Below are 16,577 nucleotides of genomic sequence, written 5' to 3'. Positions count from 1 at the left end.
GTTTCCGTGGTGCGGGGCCGCGGGGGGGTGTTGGGGCTCTCCCCCCCCTCGCCACACCCTTTGGAAAAAAGAACCCATGGTTTTTCTGTGCTCCCTTTTCCCCCCCCCCCACACCCCCCCCGCCGCCGCATCGTTCGGCCCGGCCTGCCGCGGGTCACTGCCAGGGCAGTGACCCGCCCGGCACGAGCCGGCCCATCTTGCGGTACTCCCGCAGCGCCCCGGCCCGCACGTCGTCGCCCGAGACCGCCCCGCCGTGCCCCGCCGCAAGGTAGGCGGCGGTCACCGCTGCCGACCTGATGGCGCCGCCGGAGAGTTCGAACTCCTTGGCGCAGCGCGTGAGTTCGTCGTCCGTGCCGGGCCCGCACGGGGTGTCGGCCAGGCAGCTGCGCCACAGGGCGACGCGCTGCTCGACGTCCGGGAACGGGAAGTCCACCACCAGGTCGAGCCGGCGCGTGAAGGCGTCGTCGATGTTGGCCCGCAGGTTGGTGGTGAGCACCGCGATCCCGTCGAACGCCTCCAGCCGCTGGAGCAGATAGGCGCTCTCCAGGTTGGCGTACCGGTCGTGCGAGCTCTTGACCTCCGACCGTTTGCCGAAGACCGCGTCGGCCTCGTCGAACAGCAGCACCGCGTCGGTGCGGTCCGCCTCGACGAAGATCCGTTCGAGGTTCTTCTCCGTCTCGCCGACGTACTTGTCGACGACCGCCGACAGGTCCACCACGTACAGGTCCAGGCCGAGTTCACCGGCGACCACCTCGGCCGACAGCGTCTTGCCGGTGCCGGAGTCCCCGGCGAACAGCGCGATCACCCCGCGCCCGCGCCCGCCGCCGGTGCGCAGCCGCCACTCGCCGAGCACCTTGTCGCGGTGGCGGGCCCGCAACGTCAACTCATGGAGGAGGGCGAGCGGTTCGTCGGGCAGGACGAGGTCGGCGAACCCCACCTCGGGCCGGATCCGCCGGGCATGCTTGTCGAGCAGCGGCGCCGACTGCAGCCGGGCGCTGCGCTGCAGGTGCGCGGCGGTCGGCGGGGTGCCGTCGAAGGCGGCGTGCTCGGCGGCGCCCCGCGCGGCGCGGCGGATCTGGGCCCCGCTGAGCCGGTACGGCGCGACGGCCTCGCCGAGATCGAAGTCCGGTGCGTACGAGGGGGAGTGGCGGGCCAGTTCGGCCTGCCAGATCCCGGGTACGTCGACGCCGTCCTGCGCCGCCTCCAGCGCGAGCAGCCCGGCGTCGGGCGCCCACCCGGGGTCGTACGGCTCGCCGCCGAAGAACACCACGGGCACGTCGCCGGTGGCCAGCGCCCGTACCAGGGCGCCGCATTCGGCCGGCAGCGGTCCCACGACCAGAGCCGCCCGCCGCAGCCGTGCCTCGCGGACGAGCGCGGTGACGGCGGCCGCACCGTCCTCGCTGCGCGCGGGGGGCCGGTACCGCAGCACGGGCAGCCCGCGAGCCCGCAAGGCATCGCTGACCGGCCCTGCGGCGGTGCCCTCCCTGCGCTCACGCAGATGAACGAGGAGCGGCCGCTGGACGGCAAGCCCGGCAATGCGGCCGGCAAGCCGCCCCGCGACCCCGGCGTCCGCGAGCCGGGCTGCCGCGACCCCGGCGTCCGCCGTCCGGGCTTGCGCGGTGCCGGCTTCCGTCTTGCCCGCTGCCCCCGTCGTGGCTTCCGCCGTGCCTGCTTCCGCTGCGCGGGCTTGCGCTGCGCCGCTTTCCCCTGTCCTGGCTTCCGCTGCGCCGGCTTCCGCCGTCCAGGCCTTCGCCGTGCCCGCTGCCCCCGTCCCGGCTTCCTTCGCGCCGGCTTCCCCCGCCCCTGTATCGCCTTGTTCCGCCGCCCCGGCGGTCGGCGTCCCCGCCTCCCCGGCGGGCAGCAATCGCACGTCCAAGCCCACCAGTTCCGGGTCCAGCGAGTCGTCGCCGAGCAGGTGTGCGACCACCCGTTCCGGGACCCGTAGGGACCGGCCCGGCAGTGGGCGGTCCTCGTCCTCCAGGGCTAGGAGACCTCCGGCGCGCAGGGGCGCCTGCGGGTGGAAGCGGGCGCGGGCGAGCGGGTCGTGCGGGCCGGTGCCCGCCAGGTCGAGGGCGAGTGTCACGGTGGCCCTGCGGCGGCCGACGTCGTCGTTGAGGTAGCCGTACAGCGGCTCGAAGCGGCGGTCCACGTCGGGTGCGAGGGCGGCGACGAGGATGTGCCGGTCGAGAGGGCCGAGCCCGAACTCCCGCACCAGCTCCGCCAGTGGATCGTGAGCACCGGCCCCGGCAGCCCCTTTCCGCGCGCCCGGGGGCTCCTCGGCGGGGCCGCCCGGCGCCGGTGGGGGAGCCGAGGCCAGCCGCCGCGCCGTCTCGGGGGTCACGTAGAGTCCGCGCAGCGGATCGGACGCCGTGGGATCGTCCGCGCCGCGCCGTTCGACGAGCTCGGCCACACGGCCGCGCAGCGACTCCAGCTGGGCCAGCATCGCCTCGGCGGCGCTCACCGGGTCCCCTGCCCGTCGTCCCTGCGCGTGCGCAGCATCCTCGGCCGCGCGTCGCCCGGCTCGCCGTCGATGCCGCGGACGGTCACGACCGCGCCCTCGGTGACCGGCGGTGCCACGTCGTACTCCGGCGACACCGGGAACGGCACGGTGATCACCACGTCCAGGGACGGCTTGAGCTCACCGCCGAGCGCCGACCAGATGTCCGCGATGGAGCGGGACTCGGGCGGCGGCACCGCGACGCTCAGCGGCAGCGCGACCCGCAGCGCGGCGAGCGCGTCGGGCAGTCCGTCCGGCGGCAGCAGCTCGTGCGGGAGCAGGGTGCCGAGCGCGGCCGAGAGCAGCCGGTGCTCGTCCTCCGGCCGGTTGGTCCAGGCCGTGAGCAGGTAGGAGAGCCGGAACCAGCGCGGTGGCTGCCGTCTGCGCAGCACCGTGCCGTCCGGCCCCCGCTCGGCGTAGGCGCCGCGCTCGCGCCGGGCCACGTCCTCACGGATGTCGTACAGGTAGGAGTTGAGCGTCGGGGCGTTGCGCCGCGCCGCCCAGTCGCGGGTCGGCGCCTCGAAGACGACCTCGCCGCTGCCTTCCGGAAGTGCCGCGCGCAGCAGGGCGCGCAGTGCCTCGTCGACTTCGTGGATCACGGCCGGCCCCTCCGGCTCCGCGCGAAGAGGTGGTTCGGTCGCATCAGATGTATCCCTCCCGCAGCGCGTACGCGACGGCATGCGCGCGGTTCTGCAGCTGCAGGCGCGTCATCAGCGCGTGCAGGACGTTCTTGACGGTGCGCTCGGAGTAGGCGAGCTTCTCCGAGATCTGCTTGGTGTCCAGGCCCTCCGCGATCAGCCGGACCACGTCCACCTCGCGGGGCGCCATGCCGAGCGTCGGCACGAGAGCGCCGGCGGCGGACGGCGTCCCGTCGAGCGCGGAGAGCCGCAGTCGGCCCAGCTGGGTCATGAGCCGGTTGATGAGGTCGGGCGGCAGCTCCCCTTCGCCGCGCGCCGCGCTGTGCACGGCGCGCAGCAGCTTCTGCGGGGTCGCCTGGTGGCGCCAGAGGATGGCGCGTACGCCGTACTCGACGACCGAGAGCAGCTCCGGTTCGCGCAGTTCGCTGGCGATCAGCACGACGCGCTGCTCGGTGGTCCTGGCCAGCCGGCGCAGTTCGGCGCCGGCCGGGTCGTCGAGCCGGTCCACGAGCATGACGGCGACCCGCTCGGCCCGGGGCGGTGCCGTCCGGCCGGGGTCGGGGGGCGGCGAGTCGTCGCCGACCCGGTCCACCAGTTCGACGGTGGGCTGATGCCGGAGGTGGCTGATCACTCCGGCCCGGCTGAGGGGGTCGGTGGCGTGCACGGCCACCGATATGCGTGTATCGGACACTGAAGTTCCCTGTCTTCCCCCGAATAGCGACGGGCACAGGGTGACCAAGGTCGATCAATAAACGATTGTCGCCGGATCAACGCGGACGTTTAGCGACGTGAACGGGCGGCTCCGGCCGGCCCCCTGCCCCCTACCTGCCCCCTCCTCCCTCCGCGCCATGCCGACCACCGCGCTCTCCCGTACCGTCGCAGAAAGGACGAATGCCCGCTCAGGCCCGGGTCAGGCCGAGGTCAGGCCCAGGTCCCGCCGTGTGTGCGCGGCGATCGGGGGGTACCGGGCGGCACGGACCGGCGACCCGATGGAAAGGGGCTTTCCGTGAGCGAGAACGACAGGCTGCGGACCTACCGCGGGAAGCGGCACTTCGACCGGACGGCCGAGCCGAGCGGCGACCGCGCGGCGCATCGCGCGGCGCGAAAGGACGGCACCGCCCAGGACCGGCGCGAGGACGAGCCCGCCTTCGTGGTGCAGATCCACGACGCGAGCACCATGCACTTCGACTTCCGCCTAGAGGTCGACGGCGTACTGAAGTCCTGGTCCATCCCGAAGGGCCCCTCCACGGACCCGCAGGACAAGCGCCTCGCCGTCCCCACCGAGGACCACCCCCTGGACTACCGGGACTTCGAGGGCGTCATCCCCGAGGGCGAGTACGGCGGCGGGACCGTCATCGTCTGGGACCGCGGCACCTACCGGCCGACCAGCCACGACAAGAAGAAGCGGCCCGTGCCCTTCGACGAGGCGCTGGAGAACGGCCACGCCACCTTCGAGCTGCACGGCGAGAAACTCCGCGGCCGGTACGCGCTCACCCGCTTCCACGGCCGCGAGGAACAGAACGGCGGCTCCGCGAGGCCCACCTGGCTGCTCGTGCGCACCGGATCCGGGCACGGTGCCAAGGGCAGCGGCACCCCCGACCCCCGGCGGGCCCGCTCCGTGACCAGCGGCCGCACCCTGCGCCAGGTCGCCGAGGCGCCGGACGCGCCCAGATGGGACCCGGACGGCGGCGAGAAGCGGTGACCGGCCTGCTCGACACGCTGCCGCCCGGCCTGGCCGACCGCACCCGCGCCGCCGCGCCCGGCCTCGAACTGGCCGCCTCCCCCATGCTGGCGAGACTCAGCGACCGGCGCGACTTCCCCGAGGGCTGGATCTTCGAGCGGAAACTCGACGGCATCCGGGTGCTCGCGGTCCGCGAGAACGGCCGCGTGACGCTCCGCTCCCGCACCGGGCGGCGGCTCGACGCCACCTACCCGGAGATCGTCGAGGCGCTCGCCGCGCAGGAGTGCGCCGACTTCACCGTCGACGGCGAGATCGTCGCGTACGCGCACGGCAGGACCGACTTCGCGCGGCTCCAGAAGCGCATGGGACTCACCCGGCGGGCCGACGTCGCGGCCAGCCGGGTCGCCGTCACGTACTACCTCTTCGACCTGCTCCGCCTGGACGGCGCGGACGTGCGGCGGCTGCCGCTGCGCACCCGCAAGTCCCTGCTGCGCCGCGCGCTCACCTTCACCGCGCCGCTGCGGTTCTGCGCCCACCGCAACGAGGGCGGCCCCGAACTCCTCGCCGACGCCTGCCGGCGCGGCTGGGAGGGGCTGATCGCCAAACGGGCCGACAGCGCCTACCGCACGCGCCGCTCCGACGACTGGCTGAAGCTGAAGTGCTCCCAGGGCCAGGAATTCGTGGTGGGCGGCTTCACCGAGCCCGCCGGCAGCCGGGTGGGCATCGGCGCGCTGCTCATCGGCCACCACGACGCGCAAGGGCGGCTGCGGTACGCGGGCAAGGTCGGCACCGGCTTCGACCGGCGCACCCTCCTGGCCCTGCGGCAGGAACTCGACGGACTCCGGACGTCCCGTTCGCCGTTCGAGGACCGGGTCGCCGAGCGGGCCGCCCATTGGGTGCGGCCCCGGCTCGTGGCGCAGATCGCCTTCACGGAGTGGACGCGCGACGGGATGCTGCGCCACCCCCGCTACCAGGGGCTGCGCGACGACAAGGACCCGGCGGACGTCGTCCGCGAACAGGCACGGTCCTGACCCCTCATCCCCACCCCCGCACGGAACCTCCCCGCCCAGGCGAGGACCTTCGGCCTCCGGGTAGATGAGGAAGGTCCCGGTATGTCCGGTCCCATCTGCGGAACGACACGTCCGACACGTGGAACCCGACGAGGGAGAGGCTGTGCCGAGAGAGATGAGTGTGGGCAGGGGATGGGAACCCACCGTCCGGAGAGAGGCACCGGCCCCGCACGCGGGGACCCGGGGCCGCGAGGCCCGGCGCCCGTGGGCCGGCGGCAAGGCCTTCTGGAAGACCAGGGCGCTCCGCCTCGTCCCACCGGGCGAGCGCAGGCCCGCCGCCCTCGGGGGCAGCCCACCGACGGGGGCCTCCGGTGTGACACGCGGCGCGCCGTGCTGGCTGAGCCTCGTCTCGCGTGACATCCGGGCCGCCGAGGAGTTCTACGGCCGGGTCCTCGGCTGGTGCCACGTGCCGCTGCTCGGCTCGGCGGGCCGGGCGCGCTCCCTGGCCCTCAAGGGCGGAGTCCCGCTCGGGACCATCAGCGAGACCGCCTGCGAGCTGGACGGCTACGCCAACTGGATGCCGTACTTCCTCGTCCGCGACGTGGACGCCGCCGTGGCGCTGCTCCGCGAACGCGGCGCCACCGTGGCGGTCGGCCCGCTGACCACGAGCTCCGGGCGGGTCGCCGTGGCGGCGGGCCCGGAGGACGCGGTCTTCGGCCTGCGCCAGAAGGCGCCCGACCAGCGCTGGACGGTCGGGCGCGGCCCGGTCGCCCGGCTCGAACTGCACACCCAGGACATCTTCGCCGCGGCCCTCTTCTACGGCGGCGTCTTCGGCTGGGCCGGTGAGCCGGGCGCCGGCTGCGACGTGGAGTACGTCGACGACCGGATAGCGGTGCTCGACGGGGAGCGCCGAGTCGCCGCGCTCCGGACCGGCCCGGCGCCGGGCTCCGAGGGCCGGTTCCGCTGGCACACGGCCTTCCGGGTTGCCGACGTCGACGCGGCCGCCGCCGCGGCCGTGGAGTGGGGCGGGCGGGTGATCTCCCCGCCGCGGGGGGCCGGCTCCCGCCGGGAGGCCGTGCTCGGGGACCGCGAGGGCATCCCCTTTTCGGTCGTGGCGAACTGAATGTGCAGGTCAAGCGTAAGAGGGGATGGACGATGTTTCTTCGGGCAGTCGGCGTGGACGAGGCCGCTGAGCCGAACGAGGGCGCCCCGAGCGGCGCCATGGGGCTCGCCCGTGGTGACGCGGCCGGATTTTCGCACGGCGGGACCGTCGAGTTCCCGCTGAGCGGAGCCATCGGAGCGCCGCGCGGCGAGGCCCTCGGGCTGCCGCGGATCGACGACGCGGACCAGGTCGCGCCGAAGGACGCCCGGGAACTGTCGAAGCTGTTCTTCGAGCGGCTCGGGACGCTGGAGGAGGGGTCGCCCGACCACACGTACACGCGCGACACGCTCATCGAGATGAACCTCTCCCTGGTGCACTACGTCGCGGGCCGGTTCCGCAACCGGGGCAACGGGCAGCTCGAGGACATCGTCCAGGTGGGGACCGTGGGTCTGATCAAGGCGATCGACCGGTTCGACCTGAGCCGCGGCTTCGAGTTCGTCTCCTTCGCCGTCCCCTGCATCCTCGGTGAGATCAAGCGGTACTTCAGGGACACCAGCTGGGCCGTGCACGTCCCGCGCAGACTGCAGGAACTCCGCATCGAACTGGCCAGGTCCCAGGAGCGGCTCTCCTCCGTGCTCGGCCGCGAGCCTACGGTCAAGGAGCTCGCCTGTGACCTCGGGGTGGCGGAGGAGCAGATCCTGGAGGGGATCGTGGCCGCCAACGGTTACGCCGCCGGCTCCCTGGACGCCCCGCACGACCTGGGCGACGACGGCGAGGTCCACCGCGGCCGCTCGCTCGCCGAGGTGATGGGCGACCTGGACCCCGCGATCGAGGTCGTCGAACAGCTCCACGCCCTCGCCCCGCTCCTCGCGGAACTGGGCGAACGGGAGCGCCGCATCATCGAGATGCGGTTCGGCCAGGAGATGACGCAGGCCGACATCGGCCACGCGCTGGGCATCTCGCAGATGCACGTCTCCCGCCTCCTCGCCCGCACCCTGGCCCGCCTGCGCGCGGGACTGCTCACGCGCGACTAGGGCGCGCGGCACGGCCGGGACCCCGGCGCGGCGTCCCGGGGTCCCGGCCGCTCAGTCCAGTACGCCGAGCTCGGTGTCGGGGCGGCAGTGGGGGCACGGGTCGACGTTCTCGGCGAGCGCCCTGCGGGCCTGGTCGCGGTCGGCGGGGCGCGTTCTGCTGCCGGCCATGTGGCAGCCGCCGACGTGGACGTAGACCGGCGAACGGCCGCCGAGCCCCTGTTCGATCAGCCACTGGGGGACCGGCGGCCGGGCCCGCTCGCCCCGCCGCCGCTCGGCCTCGCGCCGTTCCTCGTCCGCGATCCACCTGCGCGTGCGCGCGAGGTCGCCGAGCTGCACGCGTTCCAGGAAGCGCAGCAGGTCGAGCCGGGTCAGCGGGCGCGGTTCGTTCACATGTTCGAGTCTAGGGCCAGGCGGGTCCGGACACACCGAGGGTCCGCCCGGGGTGTTCCTGGGCGGGCCCTGCGATGGATTGGGCCACCGGGGTGCGGCGGCCGGGACGCGGCGCTCGTGATCGGCTCGGCCGGATCAGGCGCCGGGGGCCGTCGGGGCGGACAGTGCGTCGAGGTCGCCGCCGTTGCCGTCCGGGCCCGGCTTCGGCGCGGGCGTGCCGGAGTCGGCGTCCGGCTGGGGCTGCGGCTCGGGCGTGACGTCGTCGTCCGGGGCCGGCGTCGGGGCGGGCTCGCCCTGGCCGCTCTTCTCCGTCCACGACGTCAGCTTGCCGTCGGGCTGCAGCGCGACGTGCAGGCCGTTGTTCTGGCCGTAGGCGGCCCGGCCGTTGGCGTCGAGAGCACCGATCTTGGCGCCGCCCGCGAAGAGGTCGGCCTGGTAGTGGTTGGTGGACAGCTTGTAGACCTTCGCGGTGGAGCCGTCGGCGAGCTTCGGCGAGGCGACCAGGACGCGCTTGCCGGGGTCGGGCTTCGGCTTGGCCTTGTCCGTCCAGGAGGTGAGCGAGCCGCCCGGCGTCAGCTTGATGTGCAGGCCGTTGTGGTGGGCGTAGGCGGTCTTCCCGTTGGCGATCAGGGTGCCGCCCTTCGGGCCCAGCACGACGGCCTTGGCCTTGTTCTTGCCGAGCTTGTAGACCTTGGCGGTGGAGCCGTCGCGCAGCTTCACGGTCTTGGGCTTGGCTTTGGCCTGGGCGGCGGAGGCGACGTGCGCGGGGGAGCTGGTGTGGGGGGCGGTCGCGGCCATGGCGCCGGACGCGGCTCCCAGGGAGATGCCGGCGGTGGCGACGGCGGCGATGGCGGCGGTGCGCAGAGTACGAACGTTACGCATGCTGATTCGGTCCCTCTCGGGTCGGTTCCGGTGTGGAGTGCTGCCGCCTCGTCGCGGCGACATCTACGAAGCTACGCACCCCACATCAAGCCCACCCATAGGAGATGTAACGGCAATAACAGGCATTTGTCGCAAAAACATCACTTACGAAGGCCCGCCACCGCAAATTTTCCCGCCCCGTCCTCCACCTGTCCCTGGAGCAACGGGCCTGACCTGCGGAAACGTCACGCCCTCGGTGCGGGCGGGCCCGCAAACTCCATGGCCATCCGCGCGGCGGGACGGGATACTCGGGCCTGTGTTCTTGACGATCTCGACTACAGGCGATGCGCAGAACCCGGCCACTGACCTGGGCTTCCTGCTGCACAAGCACCCCGATAAAGCGCAGGTGTACAACACGGCGCACGGCACCGCGCACGTCTTCTACCCAGAGGCGGGCGCCGAGCGGTGTACCGCCGCGCTTCTCCTGGAGGTCGACCCCGTCGCGCTCGTCCGGCGCGGCAAGGGGAAGGGCAAGGGGCGCGGCGGGGCGCCCGACGCGGCGCTCGCGCAGTACGTGAACGACCGGCCGTACGCGGCCTCGTCCCTGCTCGCCGTGGCGCTGAGCGCGGTCTTCTCCAGCGCGATGCGCGGGGTGTGCAAGGCGCTGCCCGAGCGGGCCGCCCGGCCGCTGCCGCTCCGCGTCGAGGTGCCCGCCCTGCCCGCGCGCGGCGGCGCCGACCTGGTGCGCGCGCTCTTCGAGCCGCTCGGCTGGACCGTGACGGTGACGCCGGTCCCGCTGGACGTCCGCTTCCCCGAGTGGGGCGACTCGCGGTACGTGCACCTCGTACTGGAGGCGCCCGACGGGCGGCTGACCCTGGGCGAGGCGCTGCGCCACCTGTACGTGCTGCTGCCCGTCCTCGACGACGCCAAGCACTACTGGGTCTCGCCCGACGAGGTCGACAAGCTGCTGCGCGCCGGCGAGGGCTGGCTCGCGGACCACCCGGAGCAGCAGCTCATCACCAGCCGCTACCTCGCGCGGCGCTGGTCCCTGACCCGGGAGGCCAGGGAGCGCCTCGAACTGGTGCGGCTCGCCGACGCCGACGACACGGACGTCGAGGAGATCGACAACGCCGTCGACGAGGGCTCCGACACCGAGGAGAAGCCGGTGCCGCTCGCCGTGCGGCGCCGCGAGGCGATCCTCGCGGCGCTGACCGCCGCGGGCGCGGGCCGCGTGCTCGATCTGGGCTGCGGGCAGGGCCAGTTGGTGCAGGAGCTGCTCAAGGACGTGCGGTTCACGGAGATCGTCGGCGTCGACGTCTCCATGCGCGCGCTGACCGTCGCCGCGCGGCGGCTGAAGCTTGACCGCATGGGCGAGCGCCGTGCGGAGCGCGTCAAACTCGTCCAGGGCTCGCTCGCCTACACCGACAAGCGGCTCAAGGGGTACGACGCCGCGGTGCTCAGCGAGGTCATCGAGCACCTCGACGTGGAGCGCCTGCCCGCCCTGGAGTACGCGGTGTTCGGCTCCGCGCGGCCCCGCACCGTCCTGGTGACGACGCCGAACGTCGAGTACAACGTCCGCTGGGAGACGCTCCCCGCCGGGCACGTGCGCCACGGCGACCACCGCTTCGAGTGGACGCGCGAGGAGTTCCGGGCCTGGGCGCGGAAGGTCGCCGAACGGCACGGCTACGGGGTGGAGTTCGCCCCCGTCGGTGACGAGGACCCCGAGGTGGGGCCGCCGACACAGATGGCGGTCTTCACCCGGACCGACAAGACCGAGCGGAGCGACAGCACCGACCGGACCGCCGGGAAGAACGACGAGAAGAACGACGAGAAGACCGAGAAGGACGTGCGGGCCGCATGACGAACGACAGCAGCACCAGCACCAGTGGCAACGGCGCGGGAACCGGCGCCGGCGACGCAGCGCCCGGTCCGGGACGCGTCCTCCCCGTCACCGACCTCTCCCTGGTCGTCCTCGTCGGCGCCACCGGCTCCGGCAAGTCCACCTTCGCCCACCGGCACTTCAAGCCCACCGAGGTCATATCCAGCGACTTCTGCCGCGGACTCGTCGCCGACGACGAGAACGACCAGAGCGCGAGCCGCGACGCCTTCGACGTGCTGCACTACATCGCGGGCAAGCGGCTCGCCGCGGGCCGGCGCACCGTGATCGACGCCACCAGCGTGCAGAGCGACAGCCGCAAGCAGCTGATCGAGCTGGCCAGGGAGCACGACGTGCTGCCCATCGCCATCGTCCTCGACGTGCCCGAGGAGGTCTGCGCCGCACGCAACGCCGCGCGCGCCGAGCGGGCCGGCATCCCGCGCCGCGTCATCCAGCGCCACCAGCGCGAACTGCGCCGCTCCCTGCGCCACTTGGAGCGCGAAGGCTTCCGCAAGGTGCACGTCCTGCGCGGGGTGGAGGAGGTCGAGTCCGCCACCATCGTCACCGAGAAGCGCTACAACGACCTGTCCCACCTCACCGGCCCCTTCGACATCATCGGCGACATCCACGGCTGCGCCGCCGAGCTGGAGACCCTGCTCGGCAAGCTCGGCTACGTCGACGGCGCGCACCCCGAGGGCCGTACGGCCGTCTTCGTCGGCGACCTCGTCGACCGCGGCCCGGACACCCCCGGCGTGCTGCGCCGCGTGATGTCGATGGTCGCCGCGGGCACCGCGCTCTGCGTGCCCGGCAACCACGAGAACAAGCTCGCCCGCCACCTGAAGGGCCGCAACGTCCGGCACACCCACGGCCTCGCCGAGACCATCGAGCAGCTCGCCGGGGAGAGCGACGCGTTCCGCGCCGAGGTGGGCGAGTTCATCGACAAGCTGGTGTCCCACTACGTCCTGGACGGCGGCCGGCTCGTCGTCTGCCACGCCGGCCTGCCCGAGAAGTACCACGGCCGCACCTCGGGACGGGTGCGCTCGCATGCGCTGTACGGCGACACGACCGGCGAGACCGACGAGTTCGGCCTGCCGGTGCGCTACCCGTGGGCGGAGGAGTACCGGGGCCGGGCCGCGGTCGTCTACGGCCACACCCCGGTGCCCACCGCCAGCTGGCTGAACAACACCATCTGCCTGGACACCGGCGTCGTCTTCGGCGGCAGTCTGACCGCGCTGCGCTGGCCGGAGCGCGAGCTCGTCGACGTACCGGCCGAGCGGGTCTGGTACGAGCCGGTCAAGCCGCTGCGCACCGAGGCGCCGGGCGGCCACGACGGCCGCCCGCTCGACCTCGCCGACGTGCACGGGCGCCGCGTGGTGGAGACCCGGCACGCGGGCCGCGTCGCCGTGCGCGAGGAGAACGCGGCCGCGGCCCTGGAGGTCATGAGCCGCTTCGCCGTCGACCCGCGGCTGCTGCCGTACCTGCCGCCCACCATGGCGCCGACGGCGACGTCGCAGCGCGAGGGGTACCTGGAGCACCCGGCGGAGGCCTTCGCCGCCTACGCCCAGGACGGTGTCGAACGGGTCGTGTGCGAGGAGAAGCACATGGGGTCGCGCGCGGTCGCCCTGGTCTGCCGCGACGCGGACGTGGCCCGCGAGCGGTTCGGCGTGGACGGCGGCCCGACCGGCTCCCTCTGCACCCGCACGGGCCGCCCCTTCTTCGCCGACCAGGCCGTCACCGAAGAGGTGCTCGGCCGGGTGCGCGCCGCCGTCACCGAGGCCGGCCTCTGGGACGAGTTGGAGACCGACTGGCTGCTGCTCGACGCGGAGCTGATGCCGTGGTCGCTGAAGGCGTCCGGGCTGCTCCGCACGCAGTACGCGGCCGTGGGCGCCGCCTCCGGAGCCGTCTTCCCCGGCGCGCTGGACGCCCTGGAGGCCGCGGGCGCGCGCGGGGTGGACACCGCCGACCTGCTGGAGCGGCAGCGCGGCCGGGCCGCGGACGCCGCCGCGTTCACCGACGCCTACCGCCGCTACTGCTGGCCGACCGACGGCCTGGAGGGCGTGCGTCTCGCGCCGTTCCAGATCCTCGCCGTCCAGGGCCGCAGCCTCGCCGCGCTCCCGCACGACGCCCAACTGGCCCTGATCGACCGCATGGTGGAGCACGACGGCAGCGGCCTGCTGCAGACCACCCGCCGCCTCTACGTCGACACCGGCGACGAGGCATCCGTGCGGTCCGGCGTCGACTGGTGGCTGGAGATGACCAGCCGCGGCGGCGAGGGCATGGTCGTCAAGCCGGTCGCCGCGCTGGTCAGGAACGGCCAGGGCCGGCTCGTCCAGCCCGGCATCAAGTGCCGCGGCCGCGAGTACCTCCGGATCATCTACGGCCCCGAGTACACGCGCCCGGAGAACCTGGCGAAGCTCCGCGACCGCTTCCTCGGCCACAAGCGCTCCCTCGCCGTCCGCGAGTACGCGCTCGGCCTGGAGGCCCTGGACCGGCTCGCGGAGGGCGAGCCGCTGTGGCGCGTGCACGAGGCCGTGTTCGCGGTGCTCGCCCTGGAGTCGGAGCCGGTGGACCCGCGGCTCTGACCGCGCGCGCATTGGCCGCAATGACGGGCGTCGGCCGTCCGGCCGGGGAAAGATGGGTCCCATGGGATTCCATGTCGACTCCGAGGCCGGGCGGCTGCGCCGCGTCATACTGCACCGCCCCGATCTGGAGCTCAAGCGGCTGACTCCGAGCAACAAGAACGCCCTCCTCTTCGACGACGTCCTGTGGGTGCGCCGGGCCCGCCAGGAGCACGACGGGTTCGCGGACGTGCTGCGCGACCGGGGCGTGGCCGTCCACCTCTTCGGCGACCTGCTCACCGAGACCCTGGACGTGCCGGCGGCCCGCCTCCTCGTCCTCGACCGGGTCTTCGACGAGAAGGAGTACGGGCCGCTCGCCACCGACCACCTGCGGGCCGCCTTCGAGACGATGCCGTCGGCGGAGCTGGCCGAGGCGCTGGTGGGCGGCATGACCAAGCGGGAGTTCCTCGCGGCCCACCCCGAGCCGACCTCCGTGCGGTTCCACTGCATGGACCTGGACGACTTCCTGCTGGGTCCGCTGCCCAACCACCTCTTCACCCGGGACACCTCCGCCTGGATCTACGACGGCGTCTCCATCAACGCGATGCGCTGGCCGGCCAGACAGCGCGAGACCGTGCACTTCGAGGCGATCTACCGCCACCACCCGCTCTTCCGCGACGAGGACTTCAACGTCTGGTCGCAGGGGCAGGCGGACTACCCCTCGACCATCGAGGGCGGCGACGTCCTGGTGATCGGCCAGGGCGCGGTGCTCATCGGGATGAGCGAGCGCACCACCCCGCAGGCGGTCGAGATGCTCGCGCACAAGCTCTTCGCGGCGGGTTCCGCCCAGACGATCGTGGCGCTCGACATGCCGAAGCGGCGCGCCTTCATGCATCTGGACACGGTCATGACGATGGTCGACGGCGACACCTTCACGCAGTACGCGGGGCTCGGCATGCTCCGCTCGTACACCATCGAACCGGGCGTGGGCGATCGGGAGCTGAAGGTCACCGACCATCCGCCGGAGAACATGCACCGGGCCATCGCCGCCGCGCTCGGCCTCGACGCGATCCGGGTGCTGACGGCGACGCAGGACGTGCACGCGGCCGAGCGGGAGCAGTGGGACGACGGCTGCAACGTCCTCGCGGTCGAGCCCGGCGTCGTCGTCGCGTACGAGAGGAACTCCACGACCAACACCTTCCTGCGCAAGCAGGGCATCGAGGTGATCGAGATCCTGGGGAGCGAGCTGGGACGCGGCCGGGGCGGACCGCGCTGCATGAGCTGCCCGGTGGAACGCGACGCGGTGCCCGGGGCGTAGCCCCCCGGCCGATTCAGAAGATGTTGTAGAGGATGACGTACACCCAGAGCAGCTGGGGGATGAGGAAAACTCCCTCGATCACCCACATGGAACGGTTCGTGAAGCTCTGACCGGGTTCGCCGTCCAGCCACCGTCGCAGTTGGACGCGGCCGGGGTTGAGGGGGTCGTAGACGAGCTCGACCGCAGCGCCCTCCGCGATCGGCATTCCGTGGTTGGGCGGAGTCCGGTGGATGGACCGCGCACCTGCGGCACCCCGGTACCGGATGGTCGAGATCGAGGCGTTCTCGTCCCACGAGGTGCTGACGCATTCACCGACGACGGTGACTCCGCGCTCTTTCAGGATGCGAGCGCGTCTGCGCGGCACGATGACGAACGCGTAGAAGAAGGGCAGAGGTGAGAGGACCCCTAAACCCATGAAGAGAATGACGCCCACGGCGTTACCGACCCCCGATAAACCCTGAAAAGGGAGCTATCGTAACCGAGCTCGGCCCTGTATATAAATGTAGAGGGTCGTATATAGTTTCAAGGTCACCTGCGGGGTGACCCCTGCCCGCACACCCCATCCGCATCCCTGGAGCGCCTCATGGCCACGAACCTCACCGGCCGCCACTTCCTCAAGGAGCTGGACTTCACCGCCGACGAGTTCCGCGGCCTGGTCGTGCTGGCCGCCGAGCTGAAGGCGGCCAAGAAGGCCGGCGTCGAGACGCGGCGGCTGACCGGCAAGAACATCGCGCTGATCTTCGAGAAGAGCTCGACGAGAACCCGGTGTGCCTTCGAGGTCGCCGCGGCCGACCAGGGGGCGTCGACCACGTACATCGACCCGTCCGGCTCGCACATCGGCAAGAAGGAGTCCCCGAAGGACACCGCGCGGGTGCTCGGCCGGATGTTCGACGCCATCGAGTTCCGGGGGGACGCCCAGGAGACCGTGGAGACGCTCGCCGCCCACGCGGGCGTGCCCGTCTACAACGGCCTGACCGACGACTGGCACCCCACCCAGATGCTCGCCGACGTGCTGACGATGACCGAGCACGCCACCAAGCCGCTGCACGAGGTCACCTTCGCCTACCTCGGTGACGCCCGCTTCAACATGGGCAACTCCTACCTGGTCACCGGCGCCCTGCTGGGCATGGACGTGCGCATCGTCGCGCCCCGGGCCTACTGGCCCGCCGAGGACGTCGTCGCGCGGGCCCGCCAGCTCGCCGAGACGAGCGGCGCCCGCCTCACGCTCACCGAGGACGTCGCCGAGGGCGTCCGGGGCGCCGACTTCGTCGGCACCGACGTATGGGTGTCGATGGGGGAGCCCGTGGAGGTCTGGGCCGACCGGATAACCGCCCTAGCGCCGTACGCGGTGACGATGGACGTCCTGCGCGCCACCGGCAACCCCGGCGTGAAGTTCCTGCACTGCCTGCCCGCCTTCCACGACCTGGACACCCGGGTCGCGCGGGAGATCCACGAGACGTACGGCCTCACCTCCCTCGAGGTCACCGACGAGGTCTTCGAGTCGGCGCACTCCGTCGTCTTCGACGAGGCGGAGAACCGCCTGCACACGATCAAGGCCGTCCTCGTCGCGACGCTCGCCTGAGCCGCCGCCCGCGGTCCACCGGCACAGCAC

Annotated in this window: 14 protein-coding genes; 8 read left to right on the top strand and 6 right to left on the bottom strand. The window is 72.8% G+C overall.

Annotated elements, in window-relative coordinates; translation table 11 throughout:
- Nucleotides 1-154: 154 nt before the first annotated feature.
- The 3 genes from ACZ7DY_RS21005 to ACZ7DY_RS20995 are packed head-to-tail and all read right to left on the bottom strand — an operon-like array spanning nt 155 to nt 3,826.
- On the bottom strand, nt 155-2,461 hold the full coding sequence (locus tag ACZ7DY_RS21005) for an ATP-binding protein (RefSeq protein WP_471137426.1): 2,307 nt from the start codon (nt 2,459-2,461) through the stop codon (nt 155-157).
- A complete protein-coding gene (locus ACZ7DY_RS21000) occupies nt 2,458-3,096 on the bottom strand; it encodes a Pvc16 family protein (protein ID WP_471137424.1) in 639 nt (212 codons plus the stop codon). The genes ACZ7DY_RS21005 and ACZ7DY_RS21000 overlap by 4 nt, the downstream gene beginning before the upstream one ends.
- A gap of 43 nt (nt 3,097-3,139) precedes the next feature.
- On the bottom strand, nt 3,140-3,826 hold the full coding sequence (locus ACZ7DY_RS20995; RefSeq protein ID WP_471137422.1) for a helix-turn-helix transcriptional regulator: 687 nt from the start codon (nt 3,824-3,826) through the stop codon (nt 3,140-3,142).
- A 315-nt stretch (nt 3,827-4,141) separates the two neighbouring features.
- Here ACZ7DY_RS20995 and ACZ7DY_RS20990 point away from each other — a divergent pair, with 315 nt between their 5' ends.
- From ACZ7DY_RS20990 to ACZ7DY_RS20975, 4 genes are all read left to right on the top strand, one after another.
- On the top strand, nt 4,142-4,837 hold the full coding sequence (locus ACZ7DY_RS20990) for a DNA polymerase ligase N-terminal domain-containing protein (protein WP_471137420.1): 696 nt from the start codon (nt 4,142-4,144) through the stop codon (nt 4,835-4,837).
- Nucleotides 4,834-5,847 carry a non-homologous end-joining DNA ligase gene (gene ligD / locus ACZ7DY_RS20985; RefSeq protein WP_471137418.1) on the top strand — a complete coding sequence of 338 codons (1,014 nt, stop codon included), beginning with the start codon at nt 4,834-4,836 and terminating at the stop codon, nt 5,845-5,847. Before ACZ7DY_RS20990 ends, ligD begins: the two co-directional genes overlap by 4 nt.
- A gap of 160 nt (nt 5,848-6,007) precedes the next feature.
- Nucleotides 6,008-6,949 (top strand): VOC family protein, encoded by a 942-nt coding sequence (locus ACZ7DY_RS20980; protein ID WP_471137416.1) that lies wholly within the window; start codon nt 6,008-6,010, stop codon nt 6,947-6,949.
- Nucleotides 6,950-7,047: 98 nt separating this feature from the next.
- Nucleotides 7,048-7,962 carry a SigB/SigF/SigG family RNA polymerase sigma factor gene (locus ACZ7DY_RS20975; RefSeq protein WP_471137721.1) on the top strand — a complete coding sequence of 305 codons (915 nt, stop codon included), beginning with the start codon at nt 7,048-7,050 and terminating at the stop codon, nt 7,960-7,962.
- Nucleotides 7,963-8,013: 51 nt separating this feature from the next.
- Here the strand turns inward: ACZ7DY_RS20975 and ACZ7DY_RS20970 are convergent, their stop codons facing one another.
- Nucleotides 8,014-8,352, bottom strand: a complete 339-nt coding sequence (locus ACZ7DY_RS20970; protein ID WP_471137414.1) for a DUF6233 domain-containing protein — start codon at nt 8,350-8,352, stop codon at nt 8,014-8,016.
- A 135-nt stretch (nt 8,353-8,487) separates the two neighbouring features.
- A complete protein-coding gene (locus ACZ7DY_RS20965) occupies nt 8,488-9,234 on the bottom strand; it encodes a hypothetical protein (protein WP_471137412.1) in 747 nt (248 codons plus the stop codon).
- Nucleotides 9,235-9,529: 295 nt separating this feature from the next.
- On the opposite strand from ACZ7DY_RS20965, the gene ACZ7DY_RS20960 reads away from it, so the two are divergent.
- The 3 genes from ACZ7DY_RS20960 (at nt 9,530) to ACZ7DY_RS20950 (ending at nt 14,965) form a co-directional block, all read left to right on the top strand.
- A complete protein-coding gene (locus tag ACZ7DY_RS20960; RefSeq protein WP_471137410.1) occupies nt 9,530-11,074 on the top strand; it encodes a 3' terminal RNA ribose 2'-O-methyltransferase Hen1 in 1,545 nt (514 codons plus the stop codon).
- A complete protein-coding gene (locus tag ACZ7DY_RS20955; RefSeq protein WP_471137409.1) occupies nt 11,071-13,671 on the top strand; it encodes a polynucleotide kinase-phosphatase in 2,601 nt (866 codons plus the stop codon). Before ACZ7DY_RS20960 ends, ACZ7DY_RS20955 begins: the two co-directional genes overlap by 4 nt.
- Before the next feature lie 61 nt (nt 13,672-13,732).
- Nucleotides 13,733-14,965 carry an arginine deiminase gene (locus tag ACZ7DY_RS20950; protein ID WP_471137407.1) on the top strand — a complete coding sequence of 411 codons (1,233 nt, stop codon included), beginning with the start codon at nt 13,733-13,735 and terminating at the stop codon, nt 14,963-14,965.
- 13 nt (nt 14,966-14,978) lie between these two features.
- Here ACZ7DY_RS20950 and ACZ7DY_RS20945 read toward each other — a convergent pair whose 3' ends face one another.
- On the bottom strand, nt 14,979-15,398 hold the full coding sequence (locus ACZ7DY_RS20945) for a hypothetical protein (RefSeq protein WP_471137405.1): 420 nt from the start codon (nt 15,396-15,398) through the stop codon (nt 14,979-14,981).
- A 150-nt stretch (nt 15,399-15,548) separates the two neighbouring features.
- On the opposite strand from ACZ7DY_RS20945, the gene argF reads away from it, so the two are divergent.
- Nucleotides 15,549-16,547 carry an ornithine carbamoyltransferase gene (gene argF / locus ACZ7DY_RS20940; RefSeq protein ID WP_471137403.1) on the top strand — a complete coding sequence of 333 codons (999 nt, stop codon included), beginning with the start codon at nt 15,549-15,551 and terminating at the stop codon, nt 16,545-16,547.
- The last annotated feature ends 30 nt before the right edge of the window (nt 16,548-16,577 follow it).

It is taken from the genome of Streptomyces sp. NPDC037013 (assembly GCF_055607265.1).
The sequence above is the reverse complement of the archived record's forward strand: the minus strand, read 5'-3'. Positions and strand labels throughout refer to the sequence as shown.